The 25,172-nt window shown below is 44.1% G+C and carries 24 protein-coding genes; 5 read left to right on the forward strand and 19 right to left on the reverse strand.

All coding sequences use genetic code 11. From position 1 onward, the window contains the following. Window positions 1–61 precede the first annotated feature (61 nt). The 6 genes from pknB to MCG46_RS11045 form a co-directional block, all read right to left on the reverse strand. Entirely contained in the window at window positions 62–1,762 is a 1,701-nt protein-coding gene (pknB, locus tag MCG46_RS11020) for a Stk1 family PASTA domain-containing Ser/Thr kinase (RefSeq protein WP_240280052.1), read from the reverse strand. After that, entirely contained in the window at window positions 1,759–2,508 is a 750-nt protein-coding gene (locus tag MCG46_RS11025) for a Stp1/IreP family PP2C-type Ser/Thr phosphatase (protein ID WP_020223799.1), read from the reverse strand. Before MCG46_RS11025 ends, pknB begins: the two co-directional genes overlap by 4 nt. Further along, on the reverse strand, window positions 2,505–3,548 hold the full coding sequence (gene rlmN / locus MCG46_RS11030) for a 23S rRNA (adenine(2503)-C(2))-methyltransferase RlmN (RefSeq protein ID WP_240280053.1): 1,044 nt from the start codon (window positions 3,546–3,548) through the stop codon (window positions 2,505–2,507). The genes MCG46_RS11025 and rlmN overlap by 4 nt, the downstream gene beginning before the upstream one ends. A gap of 30 nt (window positions 3,549–3,578) precedes the next feature. Beyond that, window positions 3,579–4,817 (reverse strand): 16S rRNA (cytosine(967)-C(5))-methyltransferase RsmB, encoded by a 1,239-nt coding sequence (gene rsmB / locus MCG46_RS11035; RefSeq protein WP_240280054.1) that lies wholly within the window; start codon window positions 4,815–4,817, stop codon window positions 3,579–3,581. A gap of 79 nt (window positions 4,818–4,896) precedes the next feature. Further along, window positions 4,897–7,062: a replication restart helicase PriA gene (gene priA, locus MCG46_RS11040; RefSeq protein ID WP_240280055.1), complete on the reverse strand. Its 2,166-nt coding sequence runs from the start codon at window positions 7,060–7,062 to the stop codon at window positions 4,897–4,899. Between the two features lie 118 nt (window positions 7,063–7,180). Further along, the gene (locus MCG46_RS11045; protein ID WP_240280056.1) at window positions 7,181–7,801 is read right to left on the reverse strand and encodes a recombinase family protein; all 621 of its coding nucleotides are present in this window, start codon (window positions 7,799–7,801) and stop codon (window positions 7,181–7,183) included. 253 nt (window positions 7,802–8,054) lie between these two features. Between MCG46_RS11045 and MCG46_RS11050 the strand changes: the two genes are divergently transcribed. After that, the gene (locus MCG46_RS11050; RefSeq protein ID WP_240280057.1) at window positions 8,055–8,282 is read left to right on the forward strand and encodes a hypothetical protein; all 228 of its coding nucleotides are present in this window, start codon (window positions 8,055–8,057) and stop codon (window positions 8,280–8,282) included. 106 nt (window positions 8,283–8,388) lie between these two features. On the opposite strand, the gene MCG46_RS11055 is transcribed toward MCG46_RS11050, so the two are convergent. The 6 genes from MCG46_RS11055 to sufC are packed head-to-tail and all read right to left on the reverse strand — an operon-like array spanning window position 8,389 to window position 13,679. Next, complete coding sequence (locus MCG46_RS11055) at window positions 8,389–8,943, reverse strand: 5-formyltetrahydrofolate cyclo-ligase (protein ID WP_240280058.1); 555 nt, start codon at window positions 8,941–8,943, stop codon at window positions 8,389–8,391. Beyond that, window positions 8,936–10,345: a Fe-S cluster assembly protein SufB gene (sufB, locus tag MCG46_RS11060; protein ID WP_240280059.1), complete on the reverse strand. Its 1,410-nt coding sequence runs from the start codon at window positions 10,343–10,345 to the stop codon at window positions 8,936–8,938. Before sufB ends, MCG46_RS11055 begins: the two co-directional genes overlap by 8 nt. After that, window positions 10,342–10,791, reverse strand: a complete 450-nt coding sequence (gene sufU / locus MCG46_RS11065; RefSeq protein ID WP_240280060.1) for a Fe-S cluster assembly sulfur transfer protein SufU — start codon at window positions 10,789–10,791, stop codon at window positions 10,342–10,344. The genes sufB and sufU overlap by 4 nt, the downstream gene beginning before the upstream one ends. Window positions 10,792–10,808: 17 nt before the next feature. After that, window positions 10,809–12,041 (reverse strand): aminotransferase class V-fold PLP-dependent enzyme, encoded by a 1,233-nt coding sequence (locus MCG46_RS11070; RefSeq protein WP_240280061.1) that lies wholly within the window; start codon window positions 12,039–12,041, stop codon window positions 10,809–10,811. Next, on the reverse strand, window positions 12,020–12,859 hold the full coding sequence (locus MCG46_RS11075; protein WP_240280062.1) for a SufB/SufD family protein: 840 nt from the start codon (window positions 12,857–12,859) through the stop codon (window positions 12,020–12,022). Before MCG46_RS11075 ends, MCG46_RS11070 begins: the two co-directional genes overlap by 22 nt. Next, window positions 12,852–13,679: a Fe-S cluster assembly ATPase SufC gene (gene sufC / locus MCG46_RS11080; RefSeq protein ID WP_240280063.1), complete on the reverse strand. Its 828-nt coding sequence runs from the start codon at window positions 13,677–13,679 to the stop codon at window positions 12,852–12,854. The genes MCG46_RS11075 and sufC overlap by 8 nt, the downstream gene beginning before the upstream one ends. A 269-nt stretch (window positions 13,680–13,948) precedes the next feature. Here sufC and MCG46_RS11085 point away from each other — a divergent pair, with 269 nt between their 5' ends. From MCG46_RS11085 to MCG46_RS11100, 4 genes are all read left to right on the forward strand, one after another. Next, complete coding sequence (locus MCG46_RS11085; RefSeq protein WP_240280064.1) at window positions 13,949–15,037, forward strand: peptidylprolyl isomerase; 1,089 nt, start codon at window positions 13,949–13,951, stop codon at window positions 15,035–15,037. Further along, window positions 15,037–15,900, forward strand: coding sequence for a hypothetical protein (locus MCG46_RS11090; protein WP_154240483.1), 864 nt, complete (start codon window positions 15,037–15,039; stop codon window positions 15,898–15,900). Before MCG46_RS11085 ends, MCG46_RS11090 begins: the two co-directional genes overlap by 1 nt. A 183-nt stretch (window positions 15,901–16,083) precedes the next feature. Next, window positions 16,084–17,190, forward strand: a complete 1,107-nt coding sequence (locus tag MCG46_RS11095) for a DUF362 domain-containing protein (RefSeq protein WP_240280065.1) — start codon at window positions 16,084–16,086, stop codon at window positions 17,188–17,190. A 12-nt stretch (window positions 17,191–17,202) separates the two neighbouring features. Then, a complete protein-coding gene (locus MCG46_RS11100) occupies window positions 17,203–17,595 on the forward strand; it encodes an HIT family protein (RefSeq protein WP_240280066.1) in 393 nt (130 codons plus the stop codon). Window positions 17,596–17,708: 113 nt separating this feature from the next. On the opposite strand, the gene MCG46_RS11105 is transcribed toward MCG46_RS11100, so the two are convergent. From MCG46_RS11105 to MCG46_RS11135, 7 genes are all read right to left on the reverse strand, one after another. Further along, window positions 17,709–18,359 carry a hypothetical protein gene (locus tag MCG46_RS11105; protein WP_240280067.1) on the reverse strand — a complete coding sequence of 217 codons (651 nt, stop codon included), beginning with the start codon at window positions 18,357–18,359 and terminating at the stop codon, window positions 17,709–17,711. Beyond that, a complete protein-coding gene (locus MCG46_RS11110) occupies window positions 18,289–19,056 on the reverse strand; it encodes a Gfo/Idh/MocA family oxidoreductase (protein WP_240280068.1) in 768 nt (255 codons plus the stop codon). The genes MCG46_RS11105 and MCG46_RS11110 overlap by 71 nt, the downstream gene beginning before the upstream one ends. A 20-nt stretch (window positions 19,057–19,076) precedes the next feature. Beyond that, the gene (locus MCG46_RS11115) at window positions 19,077–20,150 is read right to left on the reverse strand and encodes a pyridoxal-phosphate-dependent aminotransferase family protein (protein ID WP_240280069.1); all 1,074 of its coding nucleotides are present in this window, start codon (window positions 20,148–20,150) and stop codon (window positions 19,077–19,079) included. Further along, the gene (locus MCG46_RS11120) at window positions 20,143–21,702 is read right to left on the reverse strand and encodes a lipopolysaccharide biosynthesis protein (RefSeq protein ID WP_240280070.1); all 1,560 of its coding nucleotides are present in this window, start codon (window positions 21,700–21,702) and stop codon (window positions 20,143–20,145) included. Before MCG46_RS11120 ends, MCG46_RS11115 begins: the two co-directional genes overlap by 8 nt. A gap of 3 nt (window positions 21,703–21,705) precedes the next feature. After that, on the reverse strand, window positions 21,706–22,905 hold the full coding sequence (locus MCG46_RS11125) for an EpsG family protein (protein ID WP_240280071.1): 1,200 nt from the start codon (window positions 22,903–22,905) through the stop codon (window positions 21,706–21,708). 2 nt (window positions 22,906–22,907) lie between these two features. Further along, window positions 22,908–24,035: a glycosyltransferase gene (locus MCG46_RS11130; RefSeq protein WP_240280072.1), complete on the reverse strand. Its 1,128-nt coding sequence runs from the start codon at window positions 24,033–24,035 to the stop codon at window positions 22,908–22,910. A gap of 311 nt (window positions 24,036–24,346) precedes the next feature. Beyond that, a complete protein-coding gene (locus tag MCG46_RS11135; RefSeq protein WP_240280073.1) occupies window positions 24,347–25,162 on the reverse strand; it encodes a LicD family protein in 816 nt (271 codons plus the stop codon). Window positions 25,163–25,172 lie beyond the last annotated feature (10 nt).

Here is a 25,172-nt window from a genome sequence, read left to right on the forward strand (position 1 = left end):
TTTTCTAATCGCTTCGATGCGCTGCGGCCACTTCCCGCAGTTTTGCTTTTTATTCAGCTGTTCAATAATAATATAAGGTAATGTAGCTTTCTTCATTTTGTTCATACAACGTGCCAAAGCCCGGCGTGCATTGAATCACAACCCCGCGTTCAACACTGGCTGCTTCTTCCTCGCTCATGCTGTCAGTATCGAGTACCGAAAGGATGACTTCCGCGCCCTGCCCTTCCAACAGCGACTGAGCTTCAAAAACATCCATCCCCTTGATCGACCAGTCAATCTGGAAGGTCGGATAGGCGGCGATCACAAACCGGATCGTATTAGTTTTCTGCGGATCAATCTTCGACTGCGGTTCCAGCAGCTCCTGACGCAGAATCGTTCCGGGGGCGCTGTCGCTGGCTTCCTGTGTCGTCTGAATGCGGATATTGGCGCTTTCCAGCTTCTCACGGGCTTCGCTGATCTTCATGCCGACATAATTTTCAATGACGACATACCGCCCCAGCGAGACCTTGACCTTCACCATCGAGCCATTGGTCAGCATTGTCGACGCCGCCGGATCACTTTCATAAATGCGATCCTTCTCCACGTCATCGGTTAAGGAATACGTAATCTCGGAACGGTTCAGTTCCAGTCCGACATCGCTCAAGGCCGAAGCAGCCTGTTCTACGGTCAGGTTGTTCAGCGGCGGCACCTCAACGAGCTGGCTTTTGCCGCCCCAGTTGCCGGTCAGCGCCAGGATGAAGATCACCGCGGCAATCGACAGTACGACTAAGCCGGTGACTAACAGCGTCATCCAGGCATTGCTTTTCTTTTTGCGTTTCTTTTTCTTTTTTACCGGCTTAGCGGCTGGACGGGATGAACCGTTCTCCTTGCGCCGGGCGGTATCCATTGCGATCGTCTTGTTGCCTTCACTCGGCGTCTTAAAGACAACCCGCGGCTCATTGGCTCGATTTGGCAACAGGCAGGTCGTTAAATCCTGAAGCATGACTTCACAGCTTGGATAGCGGAAGTTTTTGTTTTTCGCCGTCGCGCGCAGGATCACATTTTCCACGGCCTGGGGCAGCTGCGGATTCAGCGCACGGATCGAAGGAATTTCCTCACGCATGTGCTTCATCGCGATCTGCACTGCCTGTTCGCCATGAAACGGGACCTCGCCGGAAAGCAGTTCGTAAAATACGATGCCCAGCGAATAAATATCGCTCTGCCGGGTCGCCGCCTCCCCGCGCGCCACCTCCGGCGCCAGATAATGCACCGAGCCCATGACCGAATCGGACTGCGTCAGCTGCAGGGCATCCTGGGCTAAAGCAATACCGAAGTCCACGACCTTCAACGTTCCGTCATCCTTGATCAGAACGTTCTGCGGCTTGATATCGCGGTGGATGATATTGCGGCGGTGCGCTTCAGCGACCGCGCTGACCAGCTGCTTCATAATGGCGACAGCCTCTTCTTTGCACAAAGCGCCGCGCTGGGCGATCAGCTGCTTCAGATCCTTGCCGCGGACATATTCCATCACGATATAATGGTATCCGTTTTCCTCACCGACATCATAAATATCGACGATGTTGGGATGGGACAGCGCCGTCGAAGCATTGGCTTCGCGCTGAAAGCGAAGCAAAGCTACCGGATCGTTGCTTAATTCCCCGCGCAGCACCTTGACGGCAACTTCGCGGTTTAACAGGGTATCGACAGCGACGTAAACATCCGCCATGCCGCCCTGCCCAATATGCTTGACAATCATATAGCGTTTGGCAATCATTTTGTTCATCGCTTATCCCCCGCTTCCTTTTGGATCAGGATGATCGTGATGTTGTCGTAACCACCCTGCAGAAGCGCCAGATTCATCAGCTGCTTGCTTTTGCCCTGCAGCGTCTGACGCGGATCGAGCATCACTTTGGCAATCACGCTGTCCGGCACATAACCATGCAGGCCATCCGAACATAATAAAAACGTATCGACCGGATCGTCAATCCGGGTTAAATCAATGCGGATATTCGACCAGATTCCCAACGCGTTGGTCAGCATGTTCCGCTTCGGATGATTCATCATCTCTTCTTCGCTCAGCTCGCCATGGTTGACCAGCTCCTGCACCAGCGTGTGATCCTGTGTCAGGCAGCGGAAGCTGCCATCCTGAAAGGAAGCATAGGCACGGCTGTCGCCGATGTTGATCACATAGCTGCCCTGCGGGATCAGCAGCACGCCGACTAACGTCGTCCCCATCCCCTGATAATCCTTGCGGGTCGTGGAAAGCGTAAACACCGTGTCGTTAGCCTTGCGCACCTGATAGCGCAGCCACGTCAGCGCTTCCTCTTCATCCTTGAAGCCCTGGTTCGCGCTGAACACCTCGCTGAAATACTGAATTGCCGTCTGCGAAGCGACATCGCCGGAATTGCCTCCGCCGATCCCATCGCAGACCAAAGCGAAAACATCGCCAACCTCATTGGAGGCGATGACATAGCTGTCCTGATTGCACGCGCGGACTAAGCCGGTATCCGTAGCGCCGAAGCACTTCATTGCCGGCGCATCCTTTCATGCTTGGCGCGCAGCTGGCCGCAGGCAGCATCGATATCATTGCCGTGCTCCTGGCGCAGCGTCGCTTTCACACCCTGCTTCATCAAGGCATCGTAAAACCGCATCGCGGATTTGTAATCCGTACTCTTATAGCCGTTTTCATCTACTTGATTGTACGGAATCAGATTGACGTAAGCATTCATGCCGCGGATAAGCGCAGCCAGCTTGCCCGCCATTTCCGGCGTATCGTTGACGCCTTTGAGCAAAATGTATTCAAATGTCAGCCGGCGGTTATTCTCAACGGAATAACGGCGCAGGCAAGCCATCAGCGGACCTAAAGGATAAGCTTTGTTGACAGGCATGATTTTGCTTCTGAGCTCATCGGTCGGAGCATGCAGCGAAATCGCCAGATTGTACTGCTTGTGTTCGGCCGCAAACCGATCAATGCTCGGGATCAGTCCGCTGGTCGAAATCGTAATATGCCGAGCGCCGATGGCCAGCCCCTTATCATGGTTAATCGTGTTGCAGAAATTCAAAACGTTGTCATAGTTGTCAAACGGTTCGCCCGTGCCCATGACGACGACATGCGAAATCCGATCAGGTTCTTTATCCAGCTCCAGCTGCACACTCATGACCTGCGCGACCATTTCACCGCTGGTCAGATCCCGCTGCTTCTTCAACAAACCGCTGGCACAGAACGTACAGCCCATGTTGCAGCCGATCTGCGAAGTCACGCATAAAGAACGGCCATAGTTATAGGTCATTAACACACACTCGACCAAGGCACCGTCGCCCAGTTCAAATAAAAACTTAATCGTGCCGTCGCGCGATACCTGCTTTTCAACGAGCTGAATCGGATTGATGCAGAACTGTGCGTTCAGCTGAGCGATCATATCCTTGCTTAAATCGGTCATCTGCTCAAACGATGTGGCATGCTTGCGGTACAGCCATTGAAAAATCTGATCCGCCCGATATTTTTTCCATCCTAAACTGAGAACGAGTTCTTCCAGTTGTAAGTAACTGTAATCATAAATTGTTTTCATTGTATCACCGTTCCTTATTTTATCATATTTTTAACAGCGGCGGATCATTTTCGCGATATAAAAGCCATCCTGATCGCCTTCATCCGGGAAGAACGTTTTCTCATCCTGCAGTTCAAAATCCGGGTGCTGGGCTAAAAACGCTGTCGTCTGCTTGTCATTTTCCTTGCGGTTGAGCGTGCAGGTGCTGTAAACCAACGTTCCGCCTACCCGGCACAGCGGCGCGCAGTGGTTTAAAATTTCCGCCTGCAGACCAACAATTTCGTCTAAAGCTTCCGGGGTTAAGCGCAGAAGAATCTCCGGCTTATGCCGCAGCACGCCCAAACCGCTGCACGGCACATCCAAAAGCACGCGGTCAAACTGCCGTCCAGCCAGCTGCTGATCAGCACAGGTGGCATCCAGCACTTGGGTTTCAATGATCAAAGCCCCGGTGCGCTGTGCCGCTTCTTCCACTAATTTTAAGCGGTGCGGATGCAGATCACAGGCCAGAATCGAGCCCTGATTGTCCATCATCGCCGCCAGCTGCGTCGTCTTGGTTCCCGGAGCGCTGCAGGCGTCAAAGACGGATTCCCCTGGTTGAGGATCCAGCCACAGCGCGACCTGTTGGCTGGATCGATCCTGGATGACGATTTTCCCTTCGCCAAGCCAAGGATCAGCGACGGGATTGCCGGTCGTCGTGATCGTCCAGCCATTGGGCTGCAAAGTCCAGTCCGACCGCAAAGCCAGCTCTTCCGCTTTCAGCTTCAGCGGATTGATCCGCACGCTGACCGCCGCTTCTTCCAGATCGGCCAGCGCGATCGATCGCATTTTATCCTCCCCGTAATGGGCTTTCCACAGATTTAACAACCATTGCGGATGGCTGGTGATCAACGCCAGATTCGCGATGGAATCCGGCTGGGGCAGCGGTTTCTGGCCCCGCCGCAGCACTTGCCTTAACACCGCGTTGACCAACCCTTTCATAGGCTGCGGACACATCTTTACAGCCTCGTTAACAACCGCGTAGTCAGTACCTTTATCCAGATAAAAAAGCTGGTACACGCTCATATCCAGAAGCACTGCGACCTTGGCTTCCGGGATCCGCTTCACCAAATCCCGCCATTGCCAGCGCAGCGGCTCCCGATGACGCAGCACACCGTACAGGACAGCCGTCACCCAGCGCTTTTCTTCCTCACTGAGCGCCAAGCCATGCTGACGCAGCCACAAACTGGCATATTGTCCTTCATTGATCACTGCATGCAAACCCTGCCATGCGGTTTTTCTCATATTGTTCATCCGCCCTGCTCCTTTGCTTCTTATTGAATCCACTGACTGCGGTTTCGCAGTCAGTGCTTGTCTTCATTTCTTCACGCCGCTAATCCAGAATCAGCGGATTGACATCAATGCTCAAATGCGCCTGAGTCCGTTGTGTTCGATACTCTTCCAAAATTTTGGAAAGCACCGCTTTCATCTGATCCAGATTTTTGCCTTTCAGCACCAGCCGGCTGCGGTAGCGATCCTGCAGCTTAAACAAATCGCTCGGCCCCAGCACCTTAAACGCATTGGTCTGCCTCAGCGCCTGGGCAAACCATTGGGCCGACTGCTTCGGCCGCTCCGGATGGCTGTCGGAAAAGGTCAATGCGATCAAATAGGTATACGGCGGGTAACCGCCTAAATGCCGATACTGCATTTCTTGATAGAAAAATCCGGAATAATCCTGCCGGCTGCCCGCTGCCACGGCAAAATGATTCGGATCAAAAGCCTGAATAATCACTTCGCCGGGCGTTGACGAACGACCACTGCGGCCGGCGGCCTGCATGATCAGATCAAAGGTCATTTCCACGCTGCGAAAATCCGGCCGAGCGGTTCCGGCATCAGCATTGAGAATGCCGACCAGAGTCACCTGCGGATAATCCAGACCTTTGGCAATCATCTGCGTGCCCACAAGAATATCTGCTTCGTGGCGCCCGAATTGTTCCAACAGCGTCTGGTGTGCCTGTTTGCGCGAGGTCGTATCGGCATCCATGCGCAGGATCCGAGCCTGCGGGAATAACCGGGCAACTTCCTCTTCCAGTTTCTGGGTGCCATAACCCGGAGCCGCAAACGTCCGGGAACCGCATTTCGGGCAGACGGTAATTAACGGATATTCCGATCCGCACAGATGACATTTCATCTTGTTGATCGATTTATGATAGGAAAGCGCCACATCACAATGCGGACACTGCAAGGTTTCCCCGCACTGGCCGCACTTGATCAGCGGGCTGTACCCACGCCGGTTTAATAACAGAATCACCTGTTCTTTCCGGTCTAAGCGCTCCGCGATCTTCTGTTTCAGCTCATCGCTGAGAATGCCTGACTGCGAGCGGCTCTGATTCTTCATGTCCACAACGGTGCAGACCGGCAGCTGACGGTTAACCCGCTCTTTCAGCTCCGTCAGTCCATAGACGCCTTTTAACGCTCGGGCATAGGATTCTAAGGAAGGCGTTGCGCTGCCCAAAATCACCTTGCAGCCAAAATACTGCGCGCGATGAATTGCGATATCGCGGCAATGATACTGCGGCAGCGAGTCCTGCTTATAGCTGGAATCATGTTCCTCATCCAGGATGATCAAGCCCAAATGATCAAATGGCATAAAGACGGCCGAGCGCGTACCGACGACAATCGACGCCTGCTTTTCAAAGACGCGGCAGTATTGTTCATATTTCTGTTGATTGTTCAGCGCGGAATGATAGATTGCAACCTCGGTTGGAAAACGCCCTTTGACCCGCGCGACCATCTGCGGTGTCAGTGAGATTTCCGGCACCAGAATCAAAACCTGTTTGCCCTGGTTCAGCACTTGCCGGGCCAGATGCAGATAGACCTCGGTTTTCCCGCTGCCAGTCACGCCATGCAGCAACATGACCGCTTTGGCGCTGGTTTCAATCTCATGAACAACCCGCTGCTGATCGGCATTGAGCGGCAAAAAGGCTTCAGCTTGGGCAGCCTGAGGGGCGCTGGCTTTTACGGCTCGGCTGTCCAGCCGGACACAGCCCAGCTTTTCCAAGGTCCGCGTGATCGCCGGCGATTGTTTGCGCCAGAGCGACAAACCTGTCGGACCCTGTTGCTTCAGCCAGTCCAGCACTTCCTTCTGCCGCGGCGTTAAGTGAGGATGATCGGCAACATAAACCGCAATCTGTTCCATTTTAATTTTCTGATTGGAGCTTTTCGGCTTCAGCTTCGATGGCAGCATTGCCTGAAAACAGGAAATTACCGGCGAAAGGGTATCTTTCGCCATCCACTTAGCCAGATCAAACAGTTCCGGAGTGATCAGCGCATTCTCATCGAGCACTGACAAAATCGGTTTTAATGGACGACCCTTGGCTAACGTTTTCGCTGGATCTTCCACTTCCGCCACTTCATCGACGAATCCGACAATCTGCCGGCCGTTAAAATCAACGATCACCCGTTTACCTTTTTCCGCCGGAAGCTGCAGCGCATCATAGGAATAAACCTGGTCCAGCTGCAAAACAGGATGTTCGATCCAAACTTTCGCTACGCGCATACCCTCACCTCCGAATTCTGTCCTTAATCATACCATAATTTAAACGCGGCGAAAATGGCCGATCGGAAAAAGCGGGCTTCGTTCCATGGCTCTGAAATCCATTCTGCCGGCTTTCTGTTTACTGACTTCCCGTTTCCTGCCGCTGGAGTTTGCGGCAAGTGCGGTAAAACTTCTGATACGACATGCCGCTTTGAGCGATCAGTTCTTTGGATGGCCGGCTCTTTTGCCGCCATTGATGATACAGTGGCATAAATTCCGGCGGCACCGTCAGCTGGGGACGGCCTAAATGTACACCCTTTTCCTTGGCGATGCGGATCCCTTCCGCCTGCCGCTGGCGAATCATCTTTCGCTCATTTTCCGCAACAAATGAAAGCAGCTCCAGGACCAGATTGCAGATCAGCGTGCCAACCAGATCCTGATCGACGCTGGTATCGAGAATCGGCATATCGAGAATTTTGATATGAACTCTGCGCGTGCGCGTAATCCATTTCCATTCTTCCAGAATTTCTTCATAATTGCGTCCCAGCCGATCCAGACTTTGGACGACAATTAAATCTCCCGGCTTGACCTTACGGCGTGTAAGCTTCTGATAGCTTGGGCGATTGAAATCTTTTCCGCTGAGCTTATCCATATAAATTCGCTGCGGTGCAACGCCATACGCAATGAGTTCCTTCATCTGTCGATCAATATTTTGATCTTTTGTGGATACGCGGACATATCCATAAATCATCTGTGACATAACTTCCTCCTCCATGAATTCATTACATCATAGACTCAGAAAAAAAGAGAAGGTAAAATTTACCTCCGTTTTTAAGATTACATTGTATTAAAAAGGTGTACCTTTTTGAAACAAGCAGAACAAGCTGAAAAAATTACCAGGAAAAGCCAAAATAGGTTTTGACAGGATTCAATCTACCCTTTAGAATAAAGAATAGAGATGTTTGTTCAGTGTTTTATAAAAGTACACTTTACTGAAAGGAGCGTGATTGAGGATGGCATTAATCGATGAAGTCGCGGATCAATGCGGATTGTTCATATCAGATTTAAAGGCACAGAACAATCACTCCGTTGTTGCCGGGATTTTAAAACAGATCGACGCCGATGCCTTTTCAGCTGCGGACTGGAATCATTTCATGGCTTATCTGTTTGAAGAAGAGGAAACATTCACAGACGCGAAGCAGGCCCGACAGGCATGCCTGGATAAATTGAATACCCAATAAGGAGCGCAAGCTTCTTTTTTCTTGGATAAAAAGAAAAAGTGATTCTCCGCATGAGAGTATCACTTGATCCCATAATTCATAAGATTTGCTTTTTCGCGGTTACAATTTATAACGAACCTTGTTCTGTGAGAATCATATCCAGTGGTATATCAAAGGCTTCCGGCTGGAAATGCTCAACGCGCTGCATCGTGTAAGCCAGTCCGACCTTCAGACCAGGAAAATGACACAATACTGAATCATAATAGCCCCGGCCATAGCCGATGCGGTTCTTTTCCAAATCAAAGCCCACCACCGGCACAATCATCAGCTCCAGCTCGGACAGCTCGGCCTTGCGCGAAGGCTGGGCAACGGGTTCCAAAAGTTCAAACCGGGAAGGAATGCAGTCCTGTAAGCCTGTAATCCAGTAGAAATCCAGGGTATTTATCCCCTCCCGCACAACACATTTAGGAACGGCGACCTGTTTTCCCTGATCTAAAAGATGCTGCAGGATCCGCCGGGTATCGGCTTCATCCTGGATTGAAATATACAGGCCGATCTTTTGGTAGGGTTCCTGCACCTTCATCAGCTGTTCCCGAATATTTTCATCAAACTGGGCCTTTAACAAGGGCGGCAGCTCGTGCCGCTTCATCTGCGCCAGCTTCCGCAGGGCTTTTTTATCCAACACTGCCCTCCATATCCAGCTTCAGCAGCTGGTTCAGCTCAACCGCATATTCCATCGGCAGCTCACGCGTAAACGGCTCCAAAAAGCCCATGATGATCATTTCGGTTGCCTGTGACTTCGTCAATCCGCGCGACATCAGATAGAACAGCTGTTCCTCGGAAATCTTGGATACCGTCGCTTCGTGTTCGATTGTTGACGTCCTAGAAGAAGAAACGTTGGTCGGAATCGTATCGCTGCGGGATTGTTCATCCAGAATCAGCGTGTCGCATTCAACTTTGGAACGGGCATATTCGGCCTTCGGCCCATGCTGAACCAGACCGCGGTAATTCACCTCACCGCCTAACCGGGAGACTGATTTGGAAATAATCGTACTCGACGTATGTGGCGCCAGATGAATCATCTTCGCTCCGGCATCCTGGATCTGATGGCGGGCAGCCACCGCGATGGAAATGCACATTCCGCGGGCATATTCACCGACCAACAGACACGCCGGGTATTTCATATTTGTTTGGGAACCAATGTTGCCGTCAATCCACTCCATCGCCCCATGCGCGTAGACTTTCGCCCGCTTGGTCACGAGGTTGATGATGTTGTCCGACCAGTTCTGCACTGTTGAGTACCGGCACTTGCCGCCTTCCTTGATGATGATCTCCACCACGGCGGCATGCAGCGAATCCTTGGAATAGGTCGGTGCGGTGCAGCCTTCAACATAATGCACATCCGCTCCCTCATCGACGATGATCAGGGTTCTCTCAAACTGACCCATCTGTTCCGAATTGATGCGGAAATAGGACTGCAGCGGTTTTTCCAGCTTTACCCCTTTCGGGACATAAATGAAGGATCCGCCCGACCACACCGCACTGTTGAGAGCGGCAAATTTGTTGTCGGTATACGGAACAACGCTGGCGAAGTATTCTTTCAACAGCTCTGGATACTGCTGCAAGGCAGAATCGGTATCCAAGAAAATAACACCTTTTTCCTCGACCTCTTTCAGCATGTTGTGATAGACGGTTTCGGATTCATACTGGGTGTTGACGCCGGCCAGAAACTTCTGTTCCGCCTCTGGAATTCCCAGTTTATCAAAGGTTTCTTTGATTGTTTCCGGCACTTCCTCCCAATCCGTCTCCTTCTTGTTGCTTGGGCGGATATAGTAGGTATAGTCATCAAAATTCAGGCTGCTTAAATCCGGTCCCCAATCCTGAATCAGCATGCTGACAAAGGCATCATAGGCTTTCAGACGGAAATCCAGCATCCACTGCGGTTCGTTTTTGATCTGAGAAATCTCAATCACGGTTTCCCGCGTCAATCCTTTTTTCGTCTTGAAGACGCTGACATCCTCATCATGAAAGCCGTATTGGTAATCGTCCTGTGTTTTCAGGACTGCTTCTTGTTCGCGGCTCATTGATTTTTCTCCCATTCTTCAATCATTTCCTGCATCGCTTTCCAGCCGATCGTCGCACATTTGATGCGATTGGCCTGCTTGCTGACATTTTTAAAGGCAATTGCCTCCTGCAGCAGCTCTGGATCATAATTCTGCTCTTCAATCATCGCAAAGTAATCGGCGATGATCGCTTTGGCTTCAGCAATGCTTTTGCCTTTGAGCAGCTCCGTCATAATCGAGGTGGACGAAGTGGAAATCGTACAGGCCACCCCATCAAAACGCACGTCTTCAATGCTGCCGGCAGGATTGATCTTGGACTGCACTGTAATATCGTCAATACAGGATTCTGAAGCCATGTGTACCTGATGATAGCCCGATTCTTCCGTCAGCTGGTGATTGTGGGGATATTGATAATGATCCATGATGATCTGACGCAGGATCATCGGATCGTCTAACATACTGGACATAAACTTCCTCCTTTCAATCAGAAGAACAGTCCGACGCAGTTTTCCAGCGTGATTTCACTGCACGCCTGGACAAACCGGTCGACGTCTTCTTTGGTGTTGTAAAAATACAAACTGGCACGGATCGTTTCCGAGGTTTTTAAGACATTGAGCAAAATTTTTGCACAATGATTGCCGGAACGCACAGCGATCCCCTGAGAATTCAGATAGCCCGCCGCATCCTGGGCAAAGACATCCTTCACATTAAAGGCGATGATGCCGGTCGGCGAGGTTGGGTTATACAGAATCAGATTATCCAGTTTTTTCAGTTTTTCAATCGCATAGGCCTTCAGCTCATGCTCATAGGCCTGAATCTGTTCCATTCCGATGCTTTCCAGATAGCGCACGGCCTGCTGCAGACCCAGTACCCCTTCAATGTTGGGCGTTCCGGCTTCAAATTTATACGGCGCGTCTTTGAGCAGGATGTTGCCGCACATATCAAAGCGGGCGTTGCTGCCGCCCCCGAGCATAAACGGATCGGTTTTCTGCAGCAGCTCATATTTTCCATACAACACGCCGATGCCGGTTGGACCGCACATCTTATGCGCGCTGAAAGCTAAGAAATCCACGCCCCAGGCCTGGACGTCGGTCGGCGTATGCGGCACGGACTGCGCACCATCACAGACAACAATCGCTCCGTTTTCATGCGCAATCCGGGTCATTTCTTCAATCGGGGCAACATAGCCCAGCACATTGGTAATGTCCGCCACCGCGACGATCTTGACGTTCTCATGCATCGCCTGACGGAAGTTGTCCAGGGTCAGCTGACCGTCCTCGGTTAAAGGGATATATTCAATTTTAGCGCCGGTTTCTTCCGCCACTTTAAACCAGGGCAAAATGTTGGAGGCATGTTCCGCCTCCGTCGACAAAATAACATCTCCGGCTTTTAAATATTTCCGGCCATAGCCATACGCCACTAAATTCAGCGAAGCGCTGGCTCCGGCGGTAAAGACAATTTCTTTCGGCTGGGCATGGATAAACCGCGCGACATCCTCACGGGTCTTTTCATAGGCTTCCGAGACCTGGTAGGAAATCTCATAGTCCCCGCGGTGCACGTTCGCAGTTTGATCGGTATAGTAACGCACGACAGCGTCGATCACACACTGCGGCTTAAACGTGGTCGCCGCGTTGTCCAGATACACTAACGGATGCGACTGCATCGTGTGATGGTGAAGCATTGGAAAATCCTGTCTTATTTTGAGGACGTCAAACATACTTCATTCACCTTCGTTTCAATTTCCTGCGCCAAGGCCTTCTGCAGATCCGGATCTTCACTGATCCGCACAATCGGCAGTAAATATCCGATGGTAACCAGGCGGATCGCCTCGTCTTCGCTTAAGCCGCGGCTTTGCAGATAATACATCTGGTTTTCATCCATCTGTCCGATCGTCGTCGCATGGCTGGCTTCCACGTCGTTTTCATCAATTAAGAGCTTCGGCAGAATCGAAGCCGTCTGTTTGGCGTCAAAGGTCAGCGCCCGGCTGGTCTGATGACTCTTCGATCCGCGGGCACCCTTATCAATCTTGCCGGTCGCCTCCATGCGGTACCGTCCGCCCTGCAGCACAATGCTGTAATTCTCCATGATCCCGCTGGTCTGCCCAGCTTCATGAATACAGTCGATCACAAACCGTTTTTCCGTCTGGGCAATCACAGCGGACTGCAGCAAGGCTTCCGCACCCGGTTCCTTGAGCATGGTTTTTGAGGACTGCTCAACCGTACCCGGATTGAGCTGGACATAAGCCGCCTTGAACTGGGCGTCGCGGTAGACTTCATTTTCCTCAGTGATCGTGATCGGTGCACTGCTTTCATTCCAATACAGCAGTGTAACATGGCTGTCAGCTTCCGCTTTCACCCTAATCGTCAAGGCACTGGCCTGACGGATCCGCACAACCACAGAGCAGTGGCACTGTTTCGGTGCGCTCAAAGCTAGGATCAGCGGCGCGGATGCATCAATGACAATCTCACGGATCTGGGAATCTAAGACAACGGGACTGACCGGACTTTCATGCAGGGTCAGCACTGTTTCAGTCATGCTTGCGGCCCCTTGCGCTGGCGGCGCAGCTGCCCAGCGTGAAGGTCAGCTTCACTTCTTCTTTCACCGGCTGCAGATCCAACTGTTGATACAGCCAGTCATAGCCGTCCTGATCAATCTTCTGAACCAGCGTTTCATCGCCTTCCATGACAATCCGGCCGTTGATCAGCACGTGCGCATGCGTCGGCTTCAACAACTGATAGAAGCGTTCATAGTGGGAAACGACCACCAGACCCAATCCGGTTTCCTGCTGCATTTGGTTGACCGCATCCGCAACAATTTTCAAAGCATCGACGTCCAGACCGCTGTCGATCTCATCAAGCATTGCCAAGGACGGCTTCAGCATTTTCATCTGGACGATCTCGTTGCGTTTTTTCTCACCGCCGGAAAAGCCTTCATTGAGGAAACGATGCGCTAAGTCCGGCTTCATCTGCAGATCCTGAATCGTCTTTTCCATTTCCTTGATAAAAGCAAACAAAGAAATCGGATTTTCCCGACGGGCATTCATCGCCGCACGCAAAAAGTCAGAGTTGGTGACTCCCGGCACTTCCTGCGGATACTGCATCGCCAGAAACAAACCGGCGCGGCTGCGTTCATCCACGCTCATTTCCAATACGTTGCGGCCATCCAGTTCAATTGTACCTTGGGTCACGGTATATTTCGGATGACCCATAATCGCCGCCAGCAAGGTGGATTTGCCATTGCCGTTCGGCCCCATTAAAGCATGTATTTCATGATCAGCGACAGTCAGATCAATCCCTTTCAGGATCTCCTTGCCTTCGACCTCAACATGAAGATTTTTAATCATCAGCTGACTCATTCTCTCATCCTTTCCGCTCATGATTCGAGTTGTTATTCAGACAAAAAATGTCCAGAATGATTATAGCATATTCTGTTTCAGGATGTGCGGATTATTATCTCTCTAAACCCGCCTGCCGAGCGTCTTTTTCCCCTTTTTCTTCCAGGGATGATGGAAAAACGCGCCCAAATGAGGTTGTTCACATAAAATTCAGATAGAAAGGCTGCCGTTCAAATTGCAAAGTCCCTGGAAATACCCTATAATAATAAAGTTCATTAGGAGGTACATTCATGTTACAAACAATCAAAAAGTACTGGTTTGTGTGCCTTGTTGGCGTTCTGTTAATTGGAGCCAGCATTTATTTTGCATACGACCAGAACAAAGGAAAGCTCCCAGGAAAGACAGTCGGCGGCGAGGACGTCGTGTTCTCGATCGGCGAAGAGGATATCACAGCCGGTGAGTTCTATGACACACTGTTTAACGAAATGGGCGTAGCCGGCGTCTACCAGTTCATGGAGAAAGCGGTCGTTGACCCATCCATTGAAACCACCGAGGAAATGAAGACGCAGGCCAAGACCTACGCGGATTCGATTACTGCTCAGTATCAGTCCACTTATGGTGATGAGTACAAGGATATGCTGCTGACGGCCCTCAACGGCGTGGGCTACAGTAAGCTTTCAGAGCTGACCGACTACTTCATCCATATTCAGAAAACGCAGCAAATGATCAAAAATTACATCAACGATCATGCCGACGAATACATCCCGGCCTATGTTGAAGCCAAGAAGCCGCGGATCGTCAGCCATATTTTAATTAAGATGGATGATCCGGCGAACCCAACCGAAGAAGAAACGAACCGTGTCAACGCTGTTAAGGATGCCTTAGCGAGCGGCCGGGATTTCGGTGAAGTCGCTCAGGAATTATCTGAGGATTCCGGGTCCGCCGTTCAGAATGGCTCAATCGGTTATATGGATGCGGATACGCAGTTGGTTTCGCCATTCTTAGAAACCGCCTTGGCGATGAATGAAGGCGATGTCAGCGAATGGATTCAGACAACTTATGGCTGGCACATCATTCAATGCGATGTTTCCGATGTTGAATCCTTAAAAGAATATGATGAATTCTACGATGCTTTGGCCACCTATTATCCAAACCTGCAGCCGAAGGTCGTCTGGGAAAAAGCCCAGGAAATGGATCTGGACTTCAAGGGCAATGAAGCGCTGCAGAACAAATTGCTGATCTACATGGGATTAAATGAAACTAACGAACCGGAAGATCAGCCGGAAAATACCGACAATGCTGACAATCCGGATGGCGATCAGGACAACGCTGAAGGTCAGCCGCAGGATAATCAGGATGAGCAGGGAGGAAACGAATAATGAAGAAGCTAGTTCTTTTAGCCCTTGGGGCCTTATTGTTAGCGGGCTGCAGCGATGCGCGCGCGTCCCTGAAAGATCCGAAAACCGCAGTCTTCTCAGTCGGCGGTCAGACCTTAACCAAAGGCGAGATGTACAACTTCATGCTGGCGCGGGATGCCGGCTACTTCACGATCAATGAAGCCAAGAAAGTCATTTTTGAAAAAGAAGTTCCAGTCACCGATGAAATGCGCAGCGAAGCGGAAGAAACGCTGAACACGTATAAAACGATGCTGGGCGATTCCTTTGCCAGCTATCTGCAGTCTTATGGCTTTGCGGATGAAGAAGAATATTTGAACAACAGCCTGTTATTGAGCCTGCAGTCGCAGGAATTGACAAAGGTTTATGTCAACGAGAAGTTTTCTGATCTGGTAACCCGGTATGCTCCAAAGAAAATCCGGATTATGCAGTTCACGGATCAGGATACTGCCAACCAAGCGCTGGAGCAGGTCAAGGGCGGCGCTAACTTTGAAGAAACAGCGACAAGCTTAGGCTCCAGCGTTTCTGCCGCAGAGACGATCGCTACGACGCAGAGCAGCTATGCCACCAACGTGCTGTCCTACCTGTCAGTGATTACGGATCCGACCTTGTCGGATGTCATCGCAGATGACAACGGCGCTAATTTCTACATCATCCAGGTCATTGCCACAGATGCTAACAGCTTCAAGGACGAAGCTGTCGATACGATCTCCGCGATCAGCGCTCTGTCTTCGGAATCTTCCATCTACTACTTTGAAAAATACAACTTCACAGTGTATGACAAGACGATCTTTGATCAGCTGCAGTCTAATTATGCAGATTATCTGATCCAAGCAAAATCGAAATAAACGCAGAAAGACCTGAGGTTTTGCATAAGCAAAAATCCCAGGTCTTTTTTATTGTCTCAGGGAATAAATTGTTTTCTTATTCTCATGCTGAATAAGCACTGCGAATATTTTTCCAATCCCTGTGTCAAAGCTGGAAAACTATTCCGCTTTCCTCTATAATAAAGGGCATGGAGGAATAGGAATATGGAGAAAGCAAAAGTTTATACAACGGATTTGAGAACACATGGAACCACCAGTCTGTTAGACAAGCTGGAACGCTTAGTCAAACAGGCCGGGATTGAAAATCTGGACTTCCAGGATAAATATGTCGCGATTAAAATTCACTTTGGAGAACCGGGAAATCTCGCTTATCTGCGGCCTAATTATGCACACCGCATCGTTGATGTCATTAAAGCCCTGGGCGGCAAGCCGTTTCTGACCGACTGCAACACGCTGTACGTCGGCGGTCGTAAGAATGCTTTAGATCATATTGAATCGGCCTACCAGAATGGCTACAACCCGTTCAGCTGCGGCTGTCACATTCTGATTGCGGATGGATTGAAAGGCACGGATGAGGCCTTAGTTCCAATCCATCAGAAACATGTTCAGGAAGCTAAAATTGGCCGTGCTATCATGGACGCCGATATCTTTATCACCATGACTCATTTTAAAGGACATGAATCGACGGGTTTTGGCGGTACGCTGAAGAATATCGGCATGGGCTGCGGTTCCCGCGCCGGCAAGATGGAAATGCACAGCAGCTCCAAGCCGCAGGTGAATCCAGATCAGTGCCGCAGCTGCGGGATGTGTCAGAAGATCTGTGCTCACAGCGCATTAAGCTTTGATGAGAATCACAAGATGCATATCGATCATAGCCGCTGTGTTGGCTGCGGCCGTTGCATCGGCATGTGCAACTTTGATGCGATCGAACCGATGAATGATGAAGCCAATGATATCCTCAATGAGAAGATCGCTGAATACTCCCTGGCTGTTGTTCAGGGTCGTCCGCACTTCCATATCAGCTTTGTCATGGATGTCTCCCCTTGCTGCGACTGTCACGCAGAGAATGACCTGCCGATTGTTCCGGATATTGGAATCTTCGCTTCCTTTGATCCCGTCGCTCTGGATCAAGCCTGCGTGGATGCCGTGAATCAGGCTCCGGTCATCGCTGGCAGCGTCTTGGACGAACACTCTCACGAGCATCATGATCACTTTACCGATACCCATCCGGATACCAACTGGCAGTCCTGCTTAGCCCATGCCGAAGAAATCGGATTGGGTGTCCGGGAATACGAATTAATTCACTGTTAAGGAGGAACTTCTATGTGCATTTTCTGCGATATCATTCACCACGAAATCCCATCCAAGGTGGTCTATGAAGACGATCAAGTCTTAGCTATCTTAGACATCGCTCAGGTCACGAAAGGCCACACGCTTGTCATGCCGAAGAAACATGTTGAGAACTTACTGGAATGCGACGATGAAACCGCGGCTTACTTGATTCAGATAGTGAAGAAACTCGCCGTTCAAATTAAGGAAAGAACTGGTGCTGCAGCAGTTAACATTCTCAACAACAATGGCGAACTGGCTGGCCAAACAGTCAAGCACCTGCATTTCCATATCATTCCTCGCTATAGTGAGAACGATGCTTTCATTTGTGAGTTCAGAGAATCTGAAAAACAAGATTTGGATGGAGTATTAAATTTGGTTAAATAGGGTAGTTTTGACAGATATACCAAGAAATAAAGCAAAAAAAATGCGCAACTTCATAAGAAGAAAGCGCATTTTTCATTGAACAATTAGCAACTAAAATTTTATTTTAGTATCGATTACTTAATCTCAATTACTCTATCTTCATAAAAATCCATCATGACTCTAGCTGTAGCCAAAGTTATATTCTCAGTTAGGTAGTCCATTTTTTTCCCTTTGATAATAGCTTTTGCAAAGGCAACTAGTTCATAGCGAATACCTTCTCCATCTAGTTGATAAAAATACCTACGATTATTCTGCGGATTCTCATATCTAATTTCAAAGTAATCTGTTTTCCACCAAGGGGCAGGCACATACACATAGCCTTTTGTTCCTGAAATCACCAATTCACCCTCGGATTTTACTCCTCTACCTACTTTTATAGAGGCTACAGAATTGGGATAAACAAAATCTATTTTCGTAAAAATATCAAACTTTAGTTCTTTATTTAAATAATAACTTGCAATCTTTGCTTCGCTATAAGATGTTCCTAAAATTTGAAAAATAGGTAGCATTGCAGTGGGTCCCCAAGCACAGATACTGTTCCAAATATCGTGAAATCCAACTTCAGCATTATTTATATTACGAACACTTGTACAAGTTGCATCAATAGAAATTACCTTTCCTATCTTTCCGCTTTTTACAAGTAACAATAACCTATTATATGCTGTTGCATAAGCTGTCTTTATAGACTCCATTAATACTAAATGTTTTTTTTTTCGCCAAAGCAAAAAGTTCTTTACTCTCCACAAGAGACAATGTAAGCGGTGCTTCTACAAGAACGTGTTTTCCTGCTAATAATGCTTTTTTAATTTGTTCATAATGTAAATTTGGATGCGATAGCATATAAACAGCATCGCATTTCTTAAGAAGTTCATTAAAATCATCAGTAAAAAAAGAAGTACGTTCTTTTAGCTCTTCTTTTATTTTCTCATTTGATGTACATATTCCAGAAATTATTGTTCCATTTACAACTTCAAATTCATCACAATATTTATTCAGTATATTTTGTTCCTCGTCACCGATTAGCCCAATTCTTAACATTCTTTCTTTTGTTCTAATCTGAGTGCTCGAAATCCCTTCTGTCCTATCGAGATATACAACTTTACAATATTCCTTTAGATAATCAAAATACCCTATCCAATCTGAACCAATTGTAAAAATATCTATATCATATCGTAAGATATCATCAATCTTTTGTCCTTCATATTCTTCAATAATTATTTGATCCGCAAGTCCAGTTTCACGAATTGCCTCAATTCGTTGTGTTAATGATTGCTGAAGATTTATTTTACCTCTTGTTTTATCATAATCATCGGATGTAACACCAACTATTAAAAAGTCACCTAAAGCTTTAGCTCTTTTAAGTAGTCTGATATGCCCATAATGGAGCATATCATATGACCCATAAGTAATAACTTTAATCATATCTAATTCAATCCTGAACACTAAATTAATTTACGTTGAAGTAAATCTTTAAATGCATTAATTAAAATATCGTTATCATCAGTTGATAATGCACCGATATGACCAACTCTGAAAATTTCATTTTTCAACTTTCCACCATTTGGACATACCCAAATATTGTATTCATTTTTTAACACTGTAAATATATCGTATGCAAAAACTGATTTCGGATGTAGAGGAGTTACCGCATTTGACATTGAATGAGATACAAATTCAAAAGGAAATGGCTTAATTTTACACCGGAAATCAGTAGCGATTTCTTTTCTCTTTTGAATTTCAACATCTACACCGCCAGAAGCTGCAATATCTTTCAGTCTTACGTTAATCTGTCTCAAAATACTAACAGCGGGAGTAAATGGAGTCTGTCCTCTCTCACCATCTTTCAAAGCTGTCTTTAAATCAAAATACATACTTCTAACTTTATTTTGCATAACTCTTTTTACAGCTTCAGGATTCATAATTATAATAGAGACTCCTGGTGGACATGCCAAGGCTTTTTGCGATCCTGTTATCATCACTTGGATTTTATTTTTTTTCATATCAAAGGGATCGCACAAGAATGAACTAATTGAGTCTACGACTAAAAAAATGTTATTTTTTCTACAGAACTCACTAATAATATTAATATCATAAAGAACACCAAGAGACGTTTCGTCTAAGTTTACTAAAAATCCTGTATATCCCTTATTATCAAAAAAAGCGAGTTGCTCTTCAGTAACTCCATATCCAAAAGAAGGTATAATTCTAGTAAATGGTATTTTATGAATTTGACATAATTCAACAAACCGATGTCCAAAACTTCCCCCATCTATAATAAGCACTTTGTCTTTATCTGTAAAAAAATTCATTACAGCAGCTTCCATAGAAGCTGTTCCTGAGCCTGTTATAAAGACCGCTCGTGAGTTTTCTTCTGCATTAGCAAATTCTAACATATATCGTTCATTTTCAAACATTGTTTGAGAAAATTCTGGAGTTCTAAAATAAGGTACCTGTTCACTTCCTAACGCTAGTACATTATCAGATGACTGTACTGGTCCTACTGTAAAATTAAGCATTATTTTTCTCACTTTCATTTTTAAAAAATAAAATTATTTTGGTAATCATGTTTTTAAAATATTTAAACTCTTCCGTACGATAAAACAAAAAAGCAATTGAAATAGAAACTAATGATACGCAAATAGTTACACCTATTAAAAAGCCTAAAAAACCAGACAATCTCATAAACTTAACAATAAATCCACAAATTGTGCACAATATAGCAGTTAAACAAGTATATATTAATAAATTTAGATAATATTTTTTAGCACTATGCCTAAATCCATATTTAAATAAGATATAAGGCTCTATCCAAAGACTTGTCAACATTGTACTAATGATTGTACCGATAAGAATACCCACTAAGCCTATCTTCATTCCTAAAACTATCGAAATTATCAAGTTAATAAGTGCTTCTATCAACGCTTTATATCTATCATACCAAAATAAGCCATATGCATCTCTGTACATTAAAACAGTACGTCTGATTTGATATAAATAGAAATTAATTACAATACAAATTAAAACATTTTTATTTAAAATCATATTCGCGCCGAACCAAGCTTTAATAAGTAAATCAATTGTAGAATATAATGATGCAGAAATTATGCATACAATCCAAAAATTCAAAAAGAAAACTATATGTAATATCTTTTCAGATTTTTCAATTGCTTCAGTAACACCTAAATTACCTATACTTGCAGTCAATGCAGCAAATAATTGTGCGATTACTATATTTAAGGCATTGGTGATGAGTTGATAATTTGAATAAACACCTACCGCAACAATACCAATAATCTTTGAAATCAAAATATTATCTGTAGAATTCACTACTGAACTACCTATTTTATGATATAACAAAGCTATTGTATTCTTTTTAATTTCATGGACATCACTTTGATCTAAACTTTCTATATTTTTTTCTTTTAAATATGGATACATTTGATTAGCTTTATAAGAAACACATAAATTTTCACCTATTGTACTTAACAAAGAAAGAACAAGGTATAAAATAAAATCACGAGTAAATAATAAGACAATAGTCTGCGTAACATTCAATATAATAAAAAATGCATATCTATATATCGTTGCTATATATCGCTTTTGATCAGATATAATTAATGCCCTTTTAAACGAATAGAAATATGAAACAGCTGAGTTGATAACAAACAAAAGAAATATAAAATGTAATTGAGGTATCATATTTGCTTCTGAAGTCTTTATAAAAAAATCTATAAATGGCGTTATTGCAATACCAATTAATAGAATAGTTGATCCTATTATATAGTAAACTTTTCTATACAAATTCATAAGACTTTTAATTTTTGGTATGTTTTTTTCAGCTAAAGGTTTATATAAACTATAATTAATCGAAGTTCCTACACCAAGTTCAGCAAGCGAAAGTAGTCCAACTATGTTCGTAAAAATGCTATTAACTCCAAGATATACATTACCAAGTTGCTGTATAAAAACAATTCTTGTTATAAAACTAATAATTAAACTAACACCTTGTCCAGCCACTGCAGTAATTGCATTAATTATTGAATTTTGAGTTCTACTTTGTCCATTCATATCTTATTTTCTCCATCCATGCAACATATTATATTGAACATCTGAGATAGGAGGATCACCACTAAAGACAGTGTTATAGCTATAATATTCATTTTCACCCAAAAAAATACTAGAAAACATCATATAAAGAAACATCAGTGTGTATAAAACTATCTTAACTTTTTTTCTTTCTTTTGATTTAAGTACACCTAGCATCGTAGGTAAAATTAAAATTATAAATTGATAGAAATATATTGCGATTCTATTGATAATCCATTGTCGAATTGAGATTATATTAATACATAATCCTATAATTAAAAAAATTATTTCCTTATACCGGCGTTCATTCTTCGTTTTAATTTTATCTTTATATTTAAGAACTAAAAAAGTTAAAAGAGCATAAATTATGCTCATTCCTATGACTGCTGCAATAAGCCGTAATTGTCCGCTTCTTCTCCAATCCAAATATTTTGCATAACCGGAAGCCGAAGGTATTATTTTTATGAAGATAGTAAGTATTAAATTCAATGAAACAGCACCAGCTATTCCAGCAAGAATTGCAGCTCTATATTTTCCAAATGTCGGCTTAATATTTTTAGCCAGGAACATAACAATCAAGATAATTCCAGCTGAATAATGAAAACTAACAGCTAAGAAGGATAATATCAAACATTTAAAGTAGTTTTTATCATTGAAATTTAGATATGCACTCATAACAAACATCATAGCAATATACTGTTTTAGAATATTATTAGAATAAGCATAATATCCTAAAAACAGATAGCACAATAAAGTACAAGAGGGATCATCTGATTCTTTTCGTATTATATAAAACAAATAAGCATAAGAAAGAATCGCAATAACAACAAAAATAGCATACTGATAATCAGTAAATATTTTAATGATATAGGATAATATCCAATATCCTCCTTGTGATTGAAATAAAACTTCTTTGATAGAAGAAAAATTTTCATTAATCTGATTGAAATATGTATAATAATTATAGAAATCTGAGCCTGTATTAAGCCTAATTGCAGAAACAGTTGTTAGTATTATATAAATAACTAAATCAGATATATGCAATATACTTCTTTTCTTTTCTTTGATTTTTAGTACAAATATTCTATCTGGCTTCATTAGAGTTTTGTATAGTAGAACAACTGTTAGACTAAATATAGAATACAATAATCCCCAAGAGAACATTTGCAAGTAGCGATCATTCATTTTCATTCACCATTATAAATCTGTTTTATTCGTTCACAGTATGCCGAAACATCGTATCCTGCGTCTTTAACAACGTCTTTCTGGATTGTGCGATCTAAATTTGCTGTATTATCACATATTATATCTGACCATCTCCGTTCAGCATCACATTCAGATATTGATAAAAAAATAGCTTCTCCAGTAATATTGGTTTCGCTAGTTATTGTATCAGCAAGAATTACTTTAGCTCCAGACGTTTGTGCTTCTATTGCAGAAATTGGAAATCCTTCGTGAAGAGAGGGCAATATAAATATGTCAATGGCAGATAAAAATGATGCCATATCTTTTCTTTCACCTAAAAATATAACATTATCATCAAGATTAGCAATATGAATGTCTTTTCTTATTTCATTTTTCAGCTCACCTTCACCTACTAAGAGCAATCTTGCTTTTGGTTGTAATTTAACGACTTCCTTCATTACTTTAATCATAAATTTATGATTTTTTTGAGGCTGAAATCTTCCGATATTACCAATTATCAATTCATCTGTAAGACCTAACTCTAATCTAAAATTTTTTCTCTTCGTAGTATCAAATGCAAACTTTTTTGTATCAATACCATTAGGAATGATCTCTACCATATTTTTTTCTACTAAAGAATCAGGAAATATCCACTTTGCAGCCCCCTTAGAACAGGCTAGAAACCTTGTACCATAGTGCACTAGTTTAAATTTTACTATACTTTTTATTTTATTTCGTATTCTATTCTCTTGAGGAATAAAATTATGTGAGTGAAGTATAATTGATTTAATGCCCGCTTTCTTTGCAGCACGTGCAGCAAGAAAGTGAAAAGAAAGTCCTCCGCTGTTAATATGAACAATATCCGGATTTTTTCTCTTATAATATTTATATAACTCATAATAAAGCCGTGCTTGTTTTTTTATAGAGTTTGCATAAATAGGAATTTCTTCTACACAGCCTCCTTTTTCAATTATTTCCTTTTTATACATATTATAAGTTGTCTTTCCGCAGGTTAAAAAGGTAACATCATATCTCTCAAGATCTAAGTTATTAAATATATTCAATAAAAAAGACTCAACGCCTCCATATAAACCTTTACAAGAATTTATAAGTATCAATTTCTTTTTCACAACATTCTCCTTCCTTAATTTACATTTTTTTCATCGTACATAGTCGTCAAATATTTATAATATTCTTTTTTATCCTTCATATCACTAATCATAGTTAACTTTCTCGATATAATATCGTTTTAGTAAACAAAAAAACTCAGCTAGCATAAATGAAATTTATAGATGCTTCTTCCTAAATCACTGAATTACAAATAAGGCTACAATGTCATGAATTTTATAAATTTGAGGTCAGCTGGAAGTTTACTTAGATTTAAAAAAGTTATTTTTATACTACAAAAATTGTTTACATTTGCTCACTTTCCACATATTGTCTAAAAAATGAATCTATCATCTATCCAGGCATTAAAATTATGCTTTGCATTTCGTTGATTTTCAGAAGGAAGTTCCATATAATTTCCATAATATTTTTGTAAATGTAAATCATAATGGCTGAAAGCTGAACTCTCGATACCTTCAAAAATTACTGGAATAGCCGTTTCAAAGTCAATCTTTTTACAAACCTCTTTGGAAGCTTGATAATCTGCATTTGTTGAAACAAATTCAGACTGATTATATGAATATCGTTTTTGAAATTTTATTATTTTCATTTTATATTTTTTCACGTTAGATTTCTTATAAAATTTTTGTAAAAAAGGGCCAAATTTCTTAGCTAACTTTGTATTAACATAATTAAAGTCAGCTCGACATAATGCATGCTCAGCTCTAAGTATAAACATATATGTATAATATAATTTTTGTTTAAAGAAATTACTAGAAATACCATCGAATACAAAAATACTAATCCCAATCTTCAAATCTTCTTCAGTCCTATATTGCCTAGATTCCAACTTTGATATATTATAAACGATAACCGGTATATATCCGTTAAAATTCTTATCTGCTTCAGGATCAATTAATGTACAACAATCTGAAATCTTACCATCAGATATACTTAACATTTTTTCATAATCTGGTCTACTCATGCATACATCAATATCATCGTCCCAAGGTATGTATCCTTTATGACGAACCGCACCAATTAAAGATCCTCCATGTAAATATACTCGTAATTTATGCATATTACAGAATGTTAGCAAATCTTTATAAATATAAATACTAATTAACTGTAATTCTCTTAATGTTTCCACCTTTTTCATT

The organism is Holdemania massiliensis (assembly GCF_022440805.1).
Classification (GTDB): Bacteria; Bacillota_I; Bacilli_A; order Erysipelotrichales; family Erysipelotrichaceae; genus Holdemania; species Holdemania massiliensis_A.

Bases quoted from the DNA above. Each gene is read 5' to 3' on its own strand.
- pknB (WP_240280052.1), bottom strand. From the start codon at position 1,762: ATGAACAAAATGATTGCCAAACGCTATATGATTGTCAAGCATATTGGG.
- MCG46_RS11025 (WP_020223799.1), bottom strand. From the start codon at position 2,508: ATGAAGTGCTTCGGCGCTACGGATACCGGCTTAGTCCGCGCGTGCAAT.
- rlmN (WP_240280053.1), bottom strand. From the start codon at position 3,548: ATGAAAACAATTTATGATTACAGTTACTTACAACTGGAAGAACTCGTT.
- rsmB (WP_240280054.1), bottom strand. From the start codon at position 4,817: ATGAACAATATGAGAAAAACCGCATGGCAGGGTTTGCATGCAGTGATC.
- priA (WP_240280055.1), bottom strand. From the start codon at position 7,062: ATGCGCGTAGCGAAAGTTTGGATCGAACATCCTGTTTTGCAGCTGGAC.
- MCG46_RS11045 (WP_240280056.1), bottom strand. From the start codon at position 7,801: ATGTCACAGATGATTTATGGATATGTCCGCGTATCCACAAAAGATCAA.
- MCG46_RS11050 (WP_240280057.1), top strand. From the start codon at position 8,055: ATGGCATTAATCGATGAAGTCGCGGATCAATGCGGATTGTTCATATCA.
- sufB (WP_240280059.1), bottom strand. From the start codon at position 10,345: ATGAGCCGCGAACAAGAAGCAGTCCTGAAAACACAGGACGATTACCAA.
- sufU (WP_240280060.1), bottom strand. From the start codon at position 10,791: ATGTCCAGTATGTTAGACGATCCGATGATCCTGCGTCAGATCATCATG.
- MCG46_RS11070 (WP_240280061.1), bottom strand. From the start codon at position 12,041: ATGTTTGACGTCCTCAAAATAAGACAGGATTTTCCAATGCTTCACCAT.
- MCG46_RS11075 (WP_240280062.1), bottom strand. From the start codon at position 12,859: ATGACTGAAACAGTGCTGACCCTGCATGAAAGTCCGGTCAGTCCCGTT.
- sufC (WP_240280063.1), bottom strand. From the start codon at position 13,679: ATGAGTCAGCTGATGATTAAAAATCTTCATGTTGAGGTCGAAGGCAAG.
- MCG46_RS11085 (WP_240280064.1), top strand. From the start codon at position 13,949: ATGTTACAAACAATCAAAAAGTACTGGTTTGTGTGCCTTGTTGGCGTT.
- MCG46_RS11090 (WP_154240483.1), top strand. From the start codon at position 15,037: ATGAAGAAGCTAGTTCTTTTAGCCCTTGGGGCCTTATTGTTAGCGGGC.
- MCG46_RS11095 (WP_240280065.1), top strand. From the start codon at position 16,084: ATGGAGAAAGCAAAAGTTTATACAACGGATTTGAGAACACATGGAACC.
- MCG46_RS11100 (WP_240280066.1), top strand. From the start codon at position 17,203: ATGTGCATTTTCTGCGATATCATTCACCACGAAATCCCATCCAAGGTG.
- MCG46_RS11110 (WP_240280068.1), bottom strand. From the start codon at position 19,056: ATGATTAAAGTTATTACTTATGGGTCATATGATATGCTCCATTATGGG.
- MCG46_RS11115 (WP_240280069.1), bottom strand. From the start codon at position 20,150: ATGCTTAATTTTACAGTAGGACCAGTACAGTCATCTGATAATGTACTA.
- MCG46_RS11120 (WP_240280070.1), bottom strand. From the start codon at position 21,702: ATGAATGGACAAAGTAGAACTCAAAATTCAATAATTAATGCAATTACT.
- MCG46_RS11125 (WP_240280071.1), bottom strand. From the start codon at position 22,905: ATGAATGATCGCTACTTGCAAATGTTCTCTTGGGGATTATTGTATTCT.